The sequence below is a fragment of the Shewanella colwelliana ATCC 39565 genome, assembly GCF_000518705.1.
In the GTDB taxonomy this organism is placed as follows: Bacteria; Pseudomonadota; Gammaproteobacteria; order Enterobacterales; family Shewanellaceae; genus Shewanella; species Shewanella colwelliana.
In genome coordinates, this window is record NZ_JAEC01000008.1 from 1 (window position 1) to 18658 (window position 18658).

13 protein-coding genes are annotated in these 18658 nt (G+C 46.2%); 9 read left to right on the top strand and 4 right to left on the bottom strand.

Translation table 11 applies throughout. The annotated features are described in order from the left end of the window. Positions 1 to 598: 598 nt before the first annotated feature. From L876_RS0105680 to exaC, 3 genes are all read right to left on the bottom strand, one after another. On the bottom strand, positions 599 to 1465 hold the full coding sequence (locus tag L876_RS0105680; protein ID WP_028762911.1) for a YjjW family glycine radical enzyme activase: 867 nt from the start codon (positions 1463 to 1465) through the stop codon (positions 599 to 601). Between the two features lie 46 nt (positions 1466 to 1511). Then, positions 1512 to 3065, bottom strand: a complete 1554-nt coding sequence (locus tag L876_RS0105685) for a YjjI family glycine radical enzyme (protein WP_028762912.1) — start codon at positions 3063 to 3065, stop codon at positions 1512 to 1514. Between the two features lie 182 nt (positions 3066 to 3247). Then, a complete protein-coding gene (exaC, locus tag L876_RS0105690; protein WP_028762913.1) occupies positions 3248 to 4768 on the bottom strand; it encodes an acetaldehyde dehydrogenase ExaC in 1521 nt (506 codons plus the stop codon). A 312-nt stretch (positions 4769 to 5080) separates the two neighbouring features. Between exaC and L876_RS0105695 the strand changes: the two genes are divergently transcribed. The 3 genes from L876_RS0105695 (at position 5081) to L876_RS21190 (ending at position 9240) form a co-directional block, all read left to right on the top strand. Beyond that, positions 5081 to 6853, top strand: coding sequence for a sigma-54-dependent Fis family transcriptional regulator (locus tag L876_RS0105695; protein WP_028762914.1), 1773 nt, complete (start codon positions 5081 to 5083; stop codon positions 6851 to 6853). Positions 6854 to 6984: 131 nt separating this feature from the next. After that, a complete protein-coding gene (gene acuI / locus L876_RS0105700; protein ID WP_028762915.1) occupies positions 6985 to 7968 on the top strand; it encodes an acrylyl-CoA reductase (NADPH) in 984 nt (327 codons plus the stop codon). A gap of 267 nt (positions 7969 to 8235) precedes the next feature. Next, positions 8236 to 9240 (top strand): substrate-binding domain-containing protein, encoded by a 1005-nt coding sequence (locus L876_RS21190; RefSeq protein WP_037428087.1) that lies wholly within the window; start codon positions 8236 to 8238, stop codon positions 9238 to 9240. A 2-nt stretch (positions 9241 to 9242) separates the two neighbouring features. On the opposite strand, the gene L876_RS0105710 is transcribed toward L876_RS21190, so the two are convergent. Next, positions 9243 to 10172 carry a LysR family transcriptional regulator gene (locus L876_RS0105710; RefSeq protein ID WP_028762916.1) on the bottom strand — a complete coding sequence of 310 codons (930 nt, stop codon included), beginning with the start codon at positions 10170 to 10172 and terminating at the stop codon, positions 9243 to 9245. 271 nt (positions 10173 to 10443) lie between these two features. Here L876_RS0105710 and ardA point away from each other — a divergent pair, with 271 nt between their 5' ends. The 6 genes from ardA (at position 10444) to L876_RS0105740 (ending at position 18591) form a co-directional block, all read left to right on the top strand. After that, a complete protein-coding gene (gene ardA, locus L876_RS0105715; protein WP_028762917.1) occupies positions 10444 to 11964 on the top strand; it encodes an acrylate reductase flavoprotein subunit ArdA in 1521 nt (506 codons plus the stop codon). Between the two features lie 28 nt (positions 11965 to 11992). Continuing rightward, the gene (gene ardB / locus L876_RS0105720) at positions 11993 to 12346 is read left to right on the top strand and encodes an acrylate reductase cytochrome subunit ArdB (protein ID WP_028762918.1); all 354 of its coding nucleotides are present in this window, start codon (positions 11993 to 11995) and stop codon (positions 12344 to 12346) included. Between the two features lie 353 nt (positions 12347 to 12699). Continuing rightward, positions 12700 to 13836 carry a DcaP family trimeric outer membrane transporter gene (locus tag L876_RS0105725; RefSeq protein WP_028762919.1) on the top strand — a complete coding sequence of 379 codons (1137 nt, stop codon included), beginning with the start codon at positions 12700 to 12702 and terminating at the stop codon, positions 13834 to 13836. A gap of 176 nt (positions 13837 to 14012) precedes the next feature. Further along, on the top strand, positions 14013 to 15257 hold the full coding sequence (gene dddY, locus L876_RS0105730; protein ID WP_028762920.1) for a dimethylsulfoniopropionate lyase DddY: 1245 nt from the start codon (positions 14013 to 14015) through the stop codon (positions 15255 to 15257). 84 nt (positions 15258 to 15341) lie between these two features. Then, positions 15342 to 16469: a hypothetical protein gene (locus tag L876_RS0105735; RefSeq protein ID WP_028762921.1), complete on the top strand. Its 1128-nt coding sequence runs from the start codon at positions 15342 to 15344 to the stop codon at positions 16467 to 16469. Between the two features lie 202 nt (positions 16470 to 16671). Beyond that, entirely contained in the window at positions 16672 to 18591 is a 1920-nt protein-coding gene (locus L876_RS0105740) for a methyl-accepting chemotaxis protein (protein WP_028762922.1), read from the top strand. The last annotated feature ends 67 nt before the right edge of the window (positions 18592 to 18658 follow it).

Sequence of the window (18658 nt, forward strand, 5' to 3'; positions counted from 1 at the left end):
AAAAACGATTTAACTTTTGATTGTTAGATTGATACCCGAAAGGCTAAATCGGAGAGATAAAATAACCCTGTGTAGATGCGGCTGAGGGTATCGAAAACATGGCCGAAAATGTTCCCGACATTTTACGGCATTCACTACTTCCATGTAGGTCAGATGTTTTCGTTAAGCGGTCAGGGATGACGTATAGCGTCCCGAAGCAGTATCTGCACTTAAGCGAGCCGCAGGCTTTTAACTACAATGAAGATTCGACTTTAAACACAAATCCCAATTCCAAGACTGCCAAATGTTAAACCACAAAAAAATGCCAACACCTTCATTCGAAGGCCAGCTTATTTTTGTCCAAAAACGATTTAACTTTTGATTGCCAAGTGATACGAACAAGGCTAAATCGAAGAGAGTGATAACTCGGTGTAGGTATGGCGGCATGGCCGCTCTCTGACATCTATGTCAACGCGGTATTTGCGCATTCATGCGATTCACCTGCTGCAAGCAATTCAACACAATGAAGTTATGGTTTCAAATATCCTTTTAAATACCAAAGTCAGCTTGTCGCTCAAAAACTAAAGATGGGTAGATTGGCGCTATATGTTCAATCACATTACAAATACACACTGGGCAGAACCAGATTCTTCACTCCTCGCTGTGACAGTTGCTCGGCTAGCTGCTGGATATCGGTTTCGTGGCAACTTAGCCAATGTCCCGCTTCACCGGTAACGCCGTGATGATGAAAGGCGTTGAGTTTAATGCGTACAGTTTTGGGTAGCTTGACTAGGTAGTGAGATAGGGCATCGACCTCTCGGTCGAAATCGCTAATGCCGGGGATATGCAACAGGCGCACTTCATACAACTTTTCATGTTGGGCTAGTAACGTGATTGACTGAAAAACCCTGTGGTTATCGCGGCCAGTAATATAGTTGTGGGTCTCTTGCTGCCAGGCTTTTAAGTCCACCATGGCGCCGTCGAGATAGGGCAGTAGCTTATGCCAGCCAGTTAGACTTAGGCTGCCGTTGGTGTCTAGCATACAGCTGAGGTGGCTAAGTTGCGGGCAGGCTTTAATCGCCTTAAAGAGCGCGATAACCAATGGCAACTGTAGGCTAGCTTCACCGCCGCTAACCGTGATGCCATTGATAAAGGGTAGGTTAGCGCGGATCTGTGTCAGTAGCTGCTCGACACTGTATTGCAGGGTTTTAGGGTTAGATTGTTTAGTGCAAGCTGACAAACACTGATCGCAATGGCTGCATCGTTCACTGTGCCAAACAATACGTGGTTTTACGTCGCAGCTATCTAAGGCGAGCGCCGCCTGTGGGCAGGCGCTGATACAGTCGCCACAATGATCGCAAGGGGTGATGGTGTGGGGGTTGTGACAGTTTTTACAGCTGTAATTGCACCCCTGCAAAAAGATCACCAACCGACTGCCTGGCCCGTCGACACAGGAGAAGGGCAAGATTTGGCTGACATTGGCCATTGGACTTGCCGATACTCGGTTGACCTTGGTGTCATTCACAGTGGTTTTATTCACCGTAGCAGGGGGTTAACTCATGGGCGGCAACGCGAGGCTGTCGCTTGAGTATTCTGGTATTTTTAGCCGCTTCTGCGCCTAACCCTGTGGTGTTAGTGCGTGACCCCTGCTGCTTAAAGGTGGCGATATCTGACAGTTTTATCATGTAACCTGTAACACGAATTAAGTCATTAGAGGCGACATTGGCACTGAACTCGCGAAAGCCTAAGTTGAATGCGCCTTTGCATAGTTGATACATCGCTTCAGGATTTTGCTTTACGGTGGCATCAATAGTGAGAATATCGCTGATCCCTGAGGTGTAGTATTGATGGTGGGGCGCAAGGGCTTGAATATGTGCCACAGGGTTAGGCTCTGTACCATAAGGAATACGCACGCCGGGGGTGACATCAACATCTAAGCTGATGCCGCTTTGAGAATGCAGCAGTGCGCGGCCGTGGTAACCGTAGGTGACAGGTGTTGATTTAACAATGGCATCTAAGGCTTTTGATATGCGGTAACCCAACTGATTGGCGCTGTCATGGTGGCCGTAATGTTTGCTTGGTTTGTCGCTCATCTGTTCAGATATTGGGGGGTTGCCAAGCAGGATATCCACCGCCTCTGCCATGCCGTAAATGCCAAACATCGGCGCGAAACGCGATGGCTCAATTAAGCCCTCTTTCACCAAGAAACTGTCGAAAAAGTGTGACTCTTGATGGAGGAATTTAGCGCGGGCTTCAATCAACTCATAGGCGAGCGCGCAGTAGGTAGGCAAACACTGCTCAAAGAAAGCATCGATACTACTTGCCTGATTGGCCACCTGTTTTAGATTAATCCTGACCAAGGTATTGGCGCCGCCAGCAAGTGGTAGCGCGTTATAACAACTGACAATACCAAATCCTTTTGCGTCAAAGGCGCTGGCGTGCATGGGGTAGCTAGCAATATGAGGTTTATTACATTCACAAATATTGCTGGCTGCCATCAATAGTAGATCGTCGGGCGTGGTATCCGGATCATACATAAAGGTCAAATTAGGCACGACCTGTTTAAGCTCTGCATCGACCTTAAGTAGGGTGCGACAAACGATATTATCCCTTGGACCGATATTGACGTGCACAAAGGCGTCAGGCAGGGTGCGATCTAGCATGATCCATAAGTTTTTAAGCTTGCGGTATAAGGTTTGTTCGTCAATCCCCTCAACGTAGGGCATTAAGAGTTCATCGAGTTGACCCAGATATACAGGCATGTTGGTGACTGACGGAACATGATGATAGAGGATGATAAGCGCATTAATTGCTTCATCTAAATCTGTCGCGGCGGCCAGCTCTAAGTGGCGTGAGCCTTGGCGTAAGAACTTTGCATAATCTGGCAGTACATAACGTGGCTTAAAGGGCGCATGACCCTCAAACATGTCACAAATAATACCTTCCTGCATAGCGGCTTGCAGCGTTTCAGACACTTCGACATAGGGAAGACTTGCTTCAGCCTCTAAGGCCAAATAGGCGGATTTCTGTTTAGCAGAAAGATGCGGGTCGCTAACAATGCTGGCCAGTTTATCGAGAACGGTCATGATGGTATCCACAATAATGTTATGGATATAAATTTACGTGGTTAGTGGATGAGCGAAAAGTGAAAAACCGCTAATGGCGCGTTTCCAGTTTGGAAATCCGAGGGGGCAGGTCTTAGTTCTATGGCGTTGTGCGATCTAGATAAGAGATCGCCCCCTTTATGATGAAGAGGGCGATGGCTGGCTTAGAAGAAGCCTAGCGGATTGACATCGTAGCTGACGAGCAAGTTCTTAGTATTTTGGTAATGGTCGAGCATCATTTTGTGGGTTTCACGCCCAATACCTGACTTTTTATATCCGCCAAAGGCGGCGTGAGCTGGGTAAGCGTGATAGCAGTTTATCCATACGCGCCCGGCTTCTATGCCTCGCCCCATGCGTTGAGCACGGTTCATATCACGGGTCCAAAGGCCTGCTCCTAAGCCATATTCGGTGTCGTTGGCAATCGCTAGGGCTTCGGCTTCATCTTTAAAGGTGGTGACCGAGATAACAGGGCCAAATATCTCCTCTTGGAAGATTCGCATATCGTTGGTGCCTTTGAAAATGGTGGGCTCAATATAGAAGCCACTTTGCTGATCGCCATTGAGCTGGCGCATGTTGCCACCAAGAAGCACTTTTGCCCCTTCGTTACGACCAATCTCTAGATAGCTCAGAATCTTATCGAACTGCTCTTTAGAGGCTTGGGCGCCAACTTGGGTATCTGTGTCGAGTGGGTCACCCTGTTTAATGGTTTTCGCGCGGGCAATCACTCGTTCGATAAACTTGTCGTAGATAGACTCATCGATCAGCACCCGTGATGGACAGGTACAGACTTCACCTTGGTTGAAGAACGCCAGTAGCATCCCTTCAACGGCTTTATCTAGGTACTCATCTTCATGGTCCATGACGTCGGCAAAATAGATGTTGGGTGACTTACCCCCAAGCTCTACGGTCGAAGGAATGAGAGATTCTGCGGCGCACTTTAAGATGTGGTGGCCAATTTGAGTGGAGCCAGTAAAGGCAAGCTTTGCGATACGCTGACTTACTGCTAATGCCTGTCCAGCTTCGGTTCCGAAGCCGTTAACTATGTTAAGGATACCCGCTGGTAACAGATCTTCAATCAGCTCAATCATCACCAGAATCGACACAGGTGTCTGTTCGGCAGGTTTAAGTACCACACAGTTCCCCGCAGCCAATGCTGGGGCAATTTTCCATGCCGCCATGAGTAGCGGAAAGTTCCACGGGATGATTTGGCCGACGACCCCAAGGGGTTCGGGGAAATGATAGCTCACAGTGTTGCCGTCAAGATCGGCAGCGCTACCCTCTTGAGCACGGATACACCCAGCAAAGTAGCGGAAATGGTCGACAAACAGAGGGAGGTCGGCATTCAGGGTTTCACGTACCGCTTTGCCATTTTCCCAGGTTTCGGCCACAGCGAGATACTCAAGATTCTGTTCGACACGATCGGCGATTTTTAACAATAGGTTGGCGCGGTCCATCACAGATGTTTTGCCCCAAGCTACTTTGGCTGCATGGGCGGCATCGAGTGCAAGGTCAATATCTCGCGCATCGGAACGTGCGACTTGGCAAAAGACTTGGCCATCGACCGGTGAGCTATTAGAGAAATACTCACCACCAACTGGGGCGACCCACTCGCCACCAATATAGTTGTCATATTGGTGTTTAAAACTCACTTTTGCATCTGTGCTGCCAGGTTTTGTATAGATCATTTGGCTTTCCTTTTCGCTAACGTTGTCTTGTTGAGTGCCGTCATTAAGAGACGATCGTCATTGTGATAAATCAGGTTTTTCAGTGACTAAAGCGAGTGTTCATCCTAGTGTGACACTATTGGCTTTAGCCTTGTTGCTATCGCAAGGTACGCGCCAAACTGGCAGGAGTTGTGCTGGTTAGCTTGTAACAGTATGATGAAAAACTGATTTTTGATGTCCTAATGTGCGTAGTCCAGGATGATGTAGCACTGGTTGAAGGGTCGCACTGTGACATAAGTGCACACAATGAGTGTGCCAAAATGGAACGCAGGTATGACAATTACACCCCACTCTCAAGCGTGGTTAACAGATTCGTGGTCCCGCAGCCAAGGTGCTGGACTACAGCAGACCTCCAGCCCCGATGAACTGCGTCTCGACCGCGACGCGTTAGCGGTTAAACACTTTCAACACAAGCAGCTTATCGAGTTGGTGAAACAGCATGCGCTACCGCTGTTTAATCAGTTGATGGCCCACAGTAAAAGTCGGCTGATTTTGTCAGACAGTGAAGGCTATGTATTGTGTCATTGGGGGGTGAGCCAATACTCTGACAAACTTGCCAATGTGGCGCTGGATATCGGCGTCAACTGGCAAGAGCAGCATAAGGGTACCAATGCGATTGGTACCGCATTGCTGGCTAAGCAAGCGGTGCCAGTGATTGGCGATCAACATTTTATTCGTCAGCATAGATTTATGAGTTGCACGGCGAGCCCGATTTTTTCTCCACAAGGGGAGCTGATTGGGGCTATCGATATTACCAGTGAGCAGCAACGCCATACCCAGCAAACCTTACTTTTGATCTCCAGCTTAGTGCAGCAGGTTGAGACGGCGCTGCTGTGTCATCTTCCTGGGAGTCATTATCGCATCGATCTGGCGGAGCAGCCGTCGCTGATCACTTCAGGATGGCAAGGCATTGTCGTTGCCAATGCGGATGGCAAAATATTGGGGTGTAATCCCATGGCTAAGACCTTGCTGCATGACGCCAAGGTGGGCGATGATCTTCACCAGTATTTGGGTGAGAAATGGAATCGTAGCGAACATCTGCTACAGCACCAGCGCTTTCATCTTAAGACCCAATCTCTGGTGCCTGAACGTCGCACACAGGTCGTCAGCCAACAGATAGGCGTGCGCTTTCGCGACCCTATATTAGAGCGCGCGTGGCAGCAGGCCAATAAAGTGGTTCGCCGTTGTATTCCCTTGCTCATATGCGGTGAAACCGGTGTCGGTAAAGAGCAATTTGTGAAAAAACTGCATGCTCAAAGTGGTCGCAGCCAAGGACCATTAGTTGCCGTTAATTGTGCTGCATTACCGGCTGAGCTAGTGGAATCTGAACTGTTTGGTTACCAAGCGGGGGCGTTTACTGGCGCACATCGTAATGGTTACGAGGGCAAAATCCGTCAAGCCGATGGTGGATTTCTGTTTCTGGATGAAATAGGTGAGATGCCCATGGCGACTCAGAGTCGTTTGCTGCGGGTGTTGCAGGAGAGAGAAGTGGTACCTGTTGGCTCTAATCGCAGCTATAAAGTTGATATTCAAGTGGTTGCGGCTACGCATGCAAACTTGCAGGCCTTAGTGAAAGCGGGTGAGTTTCGTGAAGATCTCTACTATCGACTCAATGGGCTGCAAGTCATGTTACCCGCGTTACGTCAGCGAGCCGATAGAGAGCGGATAATTCATAAGCTACATAGGCGCTATCGCACCGCACCCCAAACCATCTGTCCGCAGTTACTGCGCTGTTTATTGGATTATGCGTGGCCGGGAAACCTCAGAGAGCTGGATAACTTGATGCAGGTAGCCTGTTTAATGGCCGAGGATGAAGTTCAGCTGCAATGGCAACATCTGCCCGATGCACTGCAAACGCAGCTGGGGGAGCAAGTGCAACCTGAGGTGTCAGCCACAACGGCTGAAGGTGAATTAAGCCTGATGATCAACGCCAATATTGTTGCAACGTTTCACAGGTTTGACGGCAATGTTAGCCGTTGTGCAAAATATTTAGGCATGAGTCGTAACACGCTGTACCGAAAATTAAAGGCGTTGGGGCTCAAGTAGGCTTAAGTGCTAGGGCTGTTTTTATGCAAAGCTAATGCGTCGTGCGCATGCTTGTTATGCAAAACGTGCAGTGTACTCATGACATTTTTTGCTCTACTCTTTTATTCTATTTCGTCATTGTTGGAGGCCCCATGTTTAAGGCGCTCGTGTTAACCCAAATTGAAAAACAGACCCAAGCTGAAGTTCGTCAGGTGCCACTAACAGACTTGCCGGAAGGCGATGTCTTGGTTGACGTGGTCTACTCCTCTTTAAATTATAAAGATGGCCTCGCGGTGACAGGCCTTGGCAAGATCATTCGCCAGTTTCCTATGGTGCCGGGTATCGACTTTGCGGGGGTGGTGAGTGAATCTGCCGATCCTCGTTATCAAGCTGGCGATCAGGTTATTCTCACCGGGTGGGGTGTAGGCGAGAATCATTGGGGTGGTATGGCACAAAAAGCACGGGTGAATGCCGATTGGTTAGTCCCTATGCCACAAGAATGCGATGCGGCCAAAGCCATGATGATAGGTACGGCGGGGTTAACAGCCATGTTATGTGTGCAAGCATTGCAAAGCGCTGGTGTGACACCTGAAGCGGGCGAAGTGTTAGTGACCGGCGCAAGCGGTGGTGTTGGCTCGGTGGCAGTAACCTTGCTGTCACAGTTGGGCTATCGTGTGGTAGCAAGCTCTGGACGTGTTGAAGAAAATGGCGAGTGGCTAAAACAGCTTGGTGCGACTGATGTGATAGATCGCAGCGAACTTGAGCAAGATAGTCGCCCGCTTGAAAAACAGCGTTGGGCTGGCGTTGTCGATACCGTGGGTAATAAGGTACTGGCCACAGCATTAGCTCAGATGAATTATGGCGGCAGTGCGGCTATTTGTGGTTTGGCAGGGGGATTTGCTTTACCGACTACAGTGATGCCATTTATTTTGCGTGGCGTGAACCTATTAGGGGTCGATTCGGTGTCGTGTCCTTTTGCTAAACGTCAGCAGGCGTGGGCGCAAGCGATAGCGTTATTGCCAGAGCGCTTTTATGAACAAGCTTGCCAAACTGTTGAGCTTGATGCAGTACCTGAACTTGCCCAGAAAATCGTGGCGGGCAAAGTGACAGGGCGAGTATTGGTTAAAGTGTCTTAACAATCAGCATAGCGATAGACTCATTGTGTGTTGGTAGCAAACGCACTTAATTGAGTGAGCTGCCAAGTGTGCTGAGTAATCTCTATATGATTAAAAAGTGGCTTAATGCCACTTTTTTTTATTCTGACGGTGGTGCAATGCCAATTAGTAAAATGGCAATCCCTAATATTGGTGTTATGATCGTGTTAATGCGTTGTTTGTTTATCGAGATTTTGAGAGAAAGTGACATCGAAGATAAATGCTTATTTAACAGGATAAACAGTAAAGATGGGGTTTCAGATCAGCCGTGTATTGACCATGGTATTGCTGTGTTGTTTACCGCTAGCGGCGACAGCCGATACACCAGCCGCCAAAATCGTGATTGGTGTGATTGGTAAAACTAAGAATGACAGCTTTTATGAGCAGTCATTTCAAGGCTGCCAAGCCTTTGCCGCCAGTAAAAGCCAAGTGCAATGCCTTTACGATGGCCCAAAAGCCTTTCAAGATATCCGTGAGCAAGTGAGTGTCACCAAAGCCATGCTTGATAAGGGAGTGGATGGGATTATGATTTCGACCACGGATTCCCAGTTTTTAAGCGACAATGCATTGCGCCTGGCTAAAGCGCGAAATATTCCTGTTATCACCTTTGATTCTGATCTCTTACCAGAGCATCAGTCATATCGTCTTGCCTATGTGGGCACCAATAATTTTGAATTTGGTGTGGCATTAGGTAACTATGCCAAGCAATTTAAACAAACGGGGGTTACCCCTGTGTGTATCCAGTCTGGGCATGCCAGTACCCCTAATTTGAATGAACGTATTCGTGGCGTACGTTTTGCGTTGTCGGGACATGACGATAATCGTCGATTAAGTGGTGACAATGGCTGGAGTGAATATTCTCGCTGCCCTTTTTATAACCTAGGCAAACGAAAAATGGCGCTCAGTCAGTTAGAGTTGCTGTTAAGAAAACAGGTTCCCATTTATATCGCTGTGGCGGGGGTTGCTCAATTTTCGCCCGACTACATAGAGCGCATAGCCCCTTACAAGATGCAGATAGCGAGCCAGACGAGTGTGATCATCTCTGCGGATACCGAAAGCGTACAACTTGAAGCGTTAACTGCTGGGCTGTCGACGGTAAATATTGGGCAGCGTCCTTTTGAGATGGGGCGGCTCAGCGCTCAAATGATGTATGAGTATATTGTTAATCAGCAACTTCCCGCACAATCACTTAACTATTTGGGCTTCCACTATTGTACGCCACAGACAGTAACGACCTGCACCCGCAATGATTAATATCAATAGGTATCTGGCGCACCGAGTAGTGACTGTATCGAGGTGGCGATAGTTTCTCTAAGCCAGCGCTGCGCCTTATCTAACTCACAACGAGAGTGCCAAAATAAACTGTAGTGAAGCGGGGCGATCTCAAAGGGGAGCGGTTTAACATGCAGTCTATGTCGAGCGGCGGCCAGTTCTGCCATCCCTTCGGGCAACGTTATGATCAATGAGTCCAGCTTAAGTAGTGCCAGTGCACTGTCTAAATTTGGTGTGCGTAAAAGCTCTTTACGCGGTGGAAACTGATCGATAGCGGCATCGACGATAGCTTTTACGCCATCGCTAATGGCGATGGTGGCATGGGGGGAGTGAAGGTAATCTTCAAGGGATAAGGCTTCAGCTGCTTTAGGGTGTTGGCTAGAGAGCAAGCAACTTACGCCGACTCGGCCTAGCGGGGTTTGTGCAAGCGGTGCTGTTTGCCCAATCGCTCGACAAATCGCCATATCGGCGCCCTGAATACTCAACTGTGCCTGCAGCGCATGGTGTTGTACTGGGATGATCTCTAGGCGGATATTGGGAGCCTGTTGATACAAGGTTGGCAAAATAAACGGCAGTAATGCCTGAATCGCAAAATCGGTGGCTGCAATGGTAAATTTTTGCTCGCACGCAAGCGGTACAAAGGCTTTAGGGGTGAGTAAGGTCAGTAAGTCGCCAGTAGGCCCTTGCAGCTGCTTATAGCAATCGAGTGCGTATTGTGTCGGTACTAGTTGTTGGCCGATACGGGAAAATAGCGGATCATTGAGCATGGCTCTTAATCGGCTCAATATGCGGCTGGTGGCCGATTGACTTAAGTGCAGTCGCTTGGCAGCCTTGGTCACACTGCGCTCCTCGACTAATATCTGCAGCGCAATAAGTAAGCTTAGATCTTGGCGGTAGATCTCTTCGAGTTCCATGACGTTCTATTATTTGGGAAAGATACCTTATCTAATTTAACAGTCTCATCCATTTTTTGCTCTCAATTTTAGGTTCAATGTGGTGCGAGCGCATTTTTGGAACTTGTTCCAAAATACCCATAAAGTAGTATTTTTGAACAAATTTGAAGCTAAGCGATGTTTTAAGAATGTTATCAACTTGTATTAATGTAACTGATGATTAACTCCCGTTTTGGAACGCATTCCAGTCTTATGATCACCTTGTCGAATAAAACAACAAGGGTGATGACAGATGAGCAATGTAGATCTGCTAGGACGCCGTAATTTCATTAAAGGTATGGGTGCCGCTGCTGGTGTAGTAATGGTATCGCCTGCGATGGCGGTTTCAGAGAAAGCTGACGGTGTAAAATGGGACAAAGAAGTTGAAGTGCTGATTATTGGATCAGGCTTTGCGGGTTTGGCGGCAGCGATAGAAGCAACACGCAAAGGCGCCAAAGATGTCCATATTTTTGAAAAGATGTCTTATTTTGGTGGTAACTCGGCCATTAACGGTGGTCTATTTGCTGCACCGGGTACGCCGATGCAGAAAAAAGAGGGCGTACAAGATTCGGTCGATCGCATGGTCGGTGACCAATTAAAATCAGGCCGTGGGATTGCCGATGAAGCATTGCTACGTCACGTAGCTTCGCACGCGGTTGAAGCACTGCAGATGACCATTGATGCGGGGGCAGAGTTCCACCCTTACCTACAGCAACTTGGTGGTCACTCTGTTGCACGTACGTATCAAACAACTGTGAGCTGTGGCGCGGGTATTACTCAGCCTCTTTACAAAGAGTGCCAACGCATTGGTGTTAAAACCCATAACCGCTCTAAGTTTGAAGGTTTCTTAGTGGGTAAGAAAGGCGAAGTGGTTGGCGTTAAAATGCGTCAGAACTACCACTTTGGTGAAGATCAGCCCGGTGAAGTACTTAATATCCGTGCCAAGCGCGGTGTGATCATGGCAACAGGTGGCTTTGCGCAAAACGTTGATCTGCGTATGGCACAAGATCCAACCTTAACCTCTGAAGTTGGTTGTACTAACGCTCCAGGTGCGACAGGTGAAGGGATGTACGAGATGTTCCGTTTAGGCGCAATCCCTGTGCATCTTGCTCATATCCAGTCAGGTCCATGGGCATCGCCAGACGAAGGTGGTTTTGGTTATGTGTCTAACTACTCTATCTATAACTTCCCTCATTCAATGGCGATTAACCGTTTAACCGGTAAACGTTTCATGAATGAAATTGCTGACCGCAAGACTCGTGCCGATGCTGAACTGGCTTGTCGCGATGAAAAGGGTAATGCACTACCGCCAATTTTGATCACTAGCTATAAGGATTCTAAGAAGCATCCCAATACTAAGAAAGTGATTAAGTATAACGTGGGTTGGAAGTTCGACACTCTCGAAGAGTTAGCTAAACATTTTGATGTGCCTTTGAAGCCACTTAAAGCGCAAATCGAAGAGTACAACAGCTACGTTAAGTCAGGTGACGACAAGCAGTTTGGTAAAAACATGACTAAGGCGAAGGACAAGTATATCCAAGCCCCATTTACCGTGGTTCGCCTATGGCCAAAAGTGCACTATTGCCAAGGTGGTGTGCAGGTCAACACTAAAGCTGAAGTGAAAGACAGTTTCACTGGTCAGTCGATCGCTGGCTTGTACGCGGCAGGTGAAGTGTGTGGCGGTATTCATGGTGTCAGCCGTTTAGGTAGCTGCTCAATTCCAGAATGTATGGTTATGGGTATGACTGCTGCACGCAGCCTCATGCAAGCCTAACGTGACCAGTTAATTAGAGGAATCAATAATGAAAAAATTTAATATTGTACTCGCGCTGGTCTTAGGTGGCTTAGTGAGTTTATCGGCTCAAGCGATTGAGCAACGCGCTTGGCATAAAGATGTGATCGGTAAAGATTGTAAGGTATGTCATGACAATGGCATCAAGCAGTTCCCGTCAGATCAAGCCTGTTTACAGTGTCATGATGTCGACGATTTAGCCGAGCAAACCGCACGTAGTGAAGAGGATAAGTGGCAGAATCCACATAACAATCTGCACTATGGTAAAGATCTACCATGCCAAGAGTGTCATGGTGAACACAAACCGAAGAAACCATTATGCAGTAACTGTCATACTTTTAAGTTTGACAAGCATCAAGAGTAGTACAGGGTTAAATAACCTGTAAGGCCCATTAACCAATGGGCCATCTCTCCCATCTTCGCTCCCTCGATATGGGTTTCCACAACTTATTTGAGTTTTCTTTTAGGTTGTCTCATTAAAGTAACATTGACTGTTTAATTATCCCTGCAAAGACAATCTAACGTTAATATTATTGCTTATCAAGCCTCTCTGGATATTCCTTAGAGGCTTTTTTTGTTCAGAATAATTTTAATTAAATTAAAATGAATTTATATTTTTATATTTAAATTGTTACAAGTATGTGCTGCATATATTTTTGGAATTGATTCCAACTGTATTGTTTGTGTTGAAAAAATGTATAAATAATATGGTGAGAAATGATGAATAAAAAAATTTTGGCTGTATCGGTAATGACTGTTTTAAGTAGTGGTGTGAATGCTGCAGACACCGAGTTTAAGTTTGGTGGTTATGTTAAAACTGATGTAATGTTTAGTGATTACAGCAATGGTGCGCCAGATTCCGGTTATATATCAAGGCAATTCTATGTTCCAGGGACCATATATGGTAAAGCTGGCAATGGTGAACAAGTTGTCGATTTTCAAGCGCGGGAATCCAGGTTTAACTTTAGTTCAATTAGCAAGGTTAATGGGCATAATTTAAAAGGCTTCATCGAGTTAGATTTCATGCCGCACGCTGATGGTAATGAAAGAGTATCAAATAGCTATTCTCCAAGAATTCGCCATGCTTTTGTGAGTTATGATAATTGGTTAGTCGGACAAACTTGGACGACATTCCAAAACCCTGCAGCATTACCTGAAAATTTAGACTTTGTTGGTGCTGCAGAGGGAACACCTTTTGTCCGTCAAGCTCAGGTGCGTTATACCAATGGAGGTTTTCAGTTTGCTGTCGAGAACCCAGAAACCACATTAACACCTAATGTTGATGGTGGACGTATAACCAGTGGAAGCGGGATGGTGCCTGATTTCGTTGCACGTTATAACTTTAATACTGAATCTGGCTCAAAGTACACGTTTGCAGCTTTAGTTCGCCAGCTCAATATTGAAAATTCAAGTTATGATGCACAAGCAATGGCTTATGGTGCCAGTGTGACGGGCTTTGTTCCATTGAGTGGTGATGATCTAAAATTCTCGGCTACGGCTGGCTCGGGTTTGGGCCGCTATATGGCAATTAACTATGCTAATGGTGCTGTGATTGACGGGAATGGTGACCTTGAAACCATTAACTCCTTTGGAGGCTATATATCATATCGTCATTGGTGGAGCGATAAGTGGCGATCTAGTTTCACTGTGTCGGGTTTTAAAGCTGACAATGATGAAGTACTTACCGGTGGCTCTGTCAATAAGGAGTCTTATTCTGGATATATTAACCTTCTATACTCACCAATAAAACCAATTACAGTCGGGATGGAGTATATGTATGCTGAGAACACTAAACAGAATGGTGACTCTGGGGAGTTGAATAGGGTTATCTTCTCGTTTAAATATGTGCTTTAGCTATCTGTAGAGGTGTTATTTAACACCTCTTTTTTGTGATGTTTGTCTATGTAGTATAAATATTTGCGTTTTTGTTTTGTTTTGTTTTGATTGTGTTTCATTTTTGGAATGGATTCCAAGAATATTATGCTACTTAGTAAGTGGTGAAAAATAATATATTAATAAGGATGAGATGAATGAAAAAGACAATCATTGGTTTGTCATTGCTGTGTGCAAATAGTGCACTGGCAGCCAACCTACCTGACTTCTTAGATCAAGCTGATATTGATAATGCACAGTTTACCTGTTTAGGTGAGCCCGTTGGGTACTCAGCGGCTGATCAAAAGTATGTCGATATGTTGTGGGACGAGACGCTAACCTACCTAAAGGCTTATGCCATCGCCTTAACCAATGGTGAAAATAGTCACTGTCTTAATTCTGATGAAGCGCTGTTTGATTCAACCCAGGGCGGCCAGAAGATGTGCATCATGGATCGCCGCGACATGAAACTGATGGTGAAAAATATCTATCAGGTGATCAATAACCCTGAGCAAGCAAAGCAGTGTTTTGGTGCGCGTGAGAACGTTAATTGGATCTACAACCCGGGCGGTGAGTTAACCAAAAATTCACCCGTGGCACAGCATTTCAAACGCACAACTTTTGATGAGTTTTTTAAAACTAAAGTCACTAATAAAGAGGTGAAAAAGATTGGTAAAACCTTTACCAAAAACTTTGCCAAGATGGTGACTGGCGAAGAAGTGAAAATGCCTGCAGCGTTTCCTTATGATATCAGCGCGAATGCTTTGCCAAACCTATGGGCAGCGGCGGGGTGGTTCCCAATGTATGCTGAAGAAAGTAAGCGTAATGATAAGAACTTCAATAATATTCGTGGCGGTTATGCCTATGCCGAGATCTTCGGTCATTGGGGATTACTGCGCATCGATGAGATTAACGGTGAAAAGGTGGGTGCAGAAGTGGGGATGACAGTGCAATCTGTCGATACGCTTTATCCCTATCATAACCATGCGATCTCTGAGATCTACTACAACATGCGTGTGCCAGCTTGCGCTAATCAGTTTAAAAGTTTTGCAGTACGTGAAGACTCACCACTGGTTCATACCGTTAAAGAAGATGACAAGATGAGACGGGTGCAGTTTGATGCCGCACAGCCTAATGGGCATACCATGTGGTTGGCAGGCAGCGCCGATCAAGACGCTTTACTTTATTTTCACCAAAACACCATCCATGCATTCGATGTTGATGGCAGTTGCGAAGCTAAACCAGAAGAGCGAGCCATTGTCTCGGTTTGGGCAAGAAGCAACGCTAACGATAAGCGTAATGACTATGGTACGACCTTATTATGTGAATCGGCTAAAAATCCAGGCACTCCAGCAAATAAAGATGAAGTTATTCAATGTGATTTAACCAAGCTTAAGTGGTAATCGAATATTGATTATCTGAGTTTATTAAATTGACTTTATGGCTGTATTTAGCCGTTATTTATTCCACTATATTTTGGTGATGGTATGAAATTATTTAAATTATCTGTTTTGTCTGTTGTGACATCTTTATTGCTCTCTAGCTCAGTTGTACAAGCACAAGAAAAAGAAGATGGCATTGATGTATCGGGAACCGTTAGGGTTAATTACGCTTATAAAGATTATAGCGAGAGCTCAAAAGATAAAGGTGGTGATTTTGCTTTCGATATGGCGGCCATTAAATTTAATGGCAAATTGGGTGAGTGGGGTTTAGCCAGTGAATACCGTTTCTTTGATGGTTGGCAGGCGCTACGCTACGGTTACGGCTTCTATGAACTGAATCCGTCATGGCAACTCCAGTTTGGTGTTAACCAAGTCCCTTTTGGGAATCCTGGCTTTATCTCTAACAGTTTTTGGTTTGGCGTACCCTATTATCTAGGTTTCGAAGATGATTACGATCTCGGGGTCAAAGGGGTTTATTCAAATGGGGCGTGGGGAACAGAGATGGCATTTTATAAAAATGCCGAATATGGTGCCAGCCGCAGCGACCGTTACTCCACTGATCTGTATACAGGTGTTGTGAACGGAACGGAATACAACAACGAAGAGACCAATCAACTTAACTTACGTCAAACTTATGAGGTGAGCTACGAAGGGGGTAAAACTCTGTTTGGTGGCTCTATTGAGTATGGTCAGATTTATAACGGTAAAACCGGTAATAATGGCGATCGTTACGCGGTAGCAGTTCACATGGACAGCAGTTATAAGGGCTGGAATCTGCAACTGCAGGCCATGCAGTATGAATATGATGCCGCCGATGCTGTCGACAGTAACAAAATTGCGGTAGCTGCCTATAATTGGCAATATGAAATCGCTGCTAAAGCTCAAGCCTATAGCATTAATATTGCTAAGAATATTGCTACGGATTGGGGCAGCCTTAAGGTTTACAATGACTTTGGTATGGTGACGCCAGATGTGGCGGATGACAGCTATGATACTAGCTACCAAAACGTGACGGGTTGTGCCATTTCAGCTGGTCCAACTTATACCATGATCGATTTCATTGTAGGTAAAAATATGTATGCCTCGACCCGCGACAATGGCCATGTGGGCTTACCTGAAGTGGGCGATAGCTGGGACAAGCGAGTTAACATTAACTTCGGCTACTACTTCTAAGTCGATGAAACGCACTTCGTCTCTGTAATAAAAATGCCAACCCTAGGGTTGGCATTTTTATTTATACTTTTAATGATTGTTTTTATTCGATTATTTTAAATTATGACAGTCAATTAGTCGGTAGGGGCACAGCTTGGAATCAATTCCACGGGTAAAGTCACCCAATGTGGGTTAGTGCCTCAGTGACGAGAGTAAATTTGTAATGAATACCATTGGCTTTAAAAAAACAATTACCCTATCGGTGATTATTTTAGTTTCCCTATGCCTCGCTTTTTCTAACCTGTTTTCTTACTTAACACTAAAAAGTAATACGATCGAGCAGGTGCGAGGCAATCTTGAAATGATTGCAAGTTTTGAGTCTGAAAGCATACAGAACTGGTTCATGGGTAAAGCCAACAGTATTGATGCACTGGCAGGGCAATACCGCCAAAACCGAGTGAATGGTGAATATGCCATGGTGGCTAAGTTGGTCAAAGATAATAGCCGTTTGTATTCTGTTTTTTGGGGGTTTGAAGATGGTAGCTCTTATGCCAGCGTAGTGGATGATGATATTTGGCATAACGGTGTTGCCGACCCCGCACAGTACGATCCAAGACCTAGAGGCTGGTATCAACTGGCTAGAAACAATAACAAAGCAGTATTGACCGATATTTATGTCGATATGGTAACGGGCAACCCGGTGATCTCTATCGTAACCGATGTTGGTGATGGGGTGTTATCTGGCGATATTGGCCTCGAAATTCTTAACAAGACCGTCAAAGATGTCAACTTCCCTGGGGCGACAGCCGCCATTGTCGATGAAGCGGGCAAGGTGTTGGCGTCAACTATGCCACAGTTAGCGGCGGGTAAACTGATGAGCCAGCAAGGTTGGAGCCAGATGGAGCAACAGTTAGTGGCCCATGATACTTTTTCGGGCGATTATCACTTTGCTGGTAAAGATCTGCTTATCTTTAGTCATGTGATCCCGCTATTACAAGGCAAAAAGAAGTGGTTTCTTGTGCTGAATATCGATCAAAAAATTGCCTTTGCCAAGGTGGATGAGGCGCTAAATTCAGCCTTAGTTAACTCAGGCATCATGTTGTTGGTCAGTATTTTACTTGTACTACTTATCTTAAATTGGCTCTATCGCCCTATCTTACAGTTGAAGCAGGTGATTTTAGGCCTCTCTCAAGGCCAGGCCGATCTGACCATGAGGTTGCCTGTGAATAGCCATGATGATCTTGGCGATATTGCCTCGGGGGTTAATCAGTTTATTGCTAACCTTGAGGTTATCGTTAAGGAGCTCTACATCGACTCCCAAGATATAGGACGAAGCATTATTGCCTTACAAGATCAGATGGATGGTAACAGTCAGGTACTGACAAAACATGTGCAAGAGACAGAGCAGATTGTGGCGGCAGTCGAGGAGATGAGCGCCACAGCCAACGATGTGGCTAATAATACCTCGCAAGGCTCTCAGGTGGCGACCTTAGCCAGCAGCCAAATTAACGATACTAAACAAATTGTAGCCAACACCCGTGAGACTGTTGGGCGGCTGATCAAGGATGTGGAGGCGACCGAAGTGAGTATTGCCAACATCTCCGATGACGCCACAACTATTACCCAAGTGCTGCAGGTGATTGGAGACATAGCCGATCAAACCAATTTGTTAGCCCTCAATGCTGCAATTGAAGCGGCTAGAGCAGGCGATCAAGGCCGAGGCTTTGCTGTGGTGGCAGATGAGGTGAGGGCCTTGGCGGCACGGACTCAAACCAGTACGGCTGAAATTGAGCAGACCTTGGATAAGTTGCTTCTGGGGATAGAGCATACCGTGGCCACGATGAAGCAAACCAAGAGAACCTGTGAGCAAACCAGTCACTGGACCAATAATGTGACCGAGAATTTAGATGAGGTGATTAAATCTGTAGAAACGGTGAGTGATCTCAACACCCAAATAGCGACTGCAGCCGAAGAGCAAAGCATGGTGTCGGCCGAGGTGAGCCGCAATATGGCAGAAATACGCGATATGGTTGTGGTGCTAGAGGACAGCGGCGCAGCGAGTCGAGATGAGACACATAAGCTGTCGGCGTCGAATCAAAAACTGGTGGCTGTGGTGGATAAGTTTACTATTGATAATGTGTAATATAGCGCTGACTGGATGAGCTTTTATCTGGGGTATTGTCTATATCCATTGGAAGCTTAGCGAACAA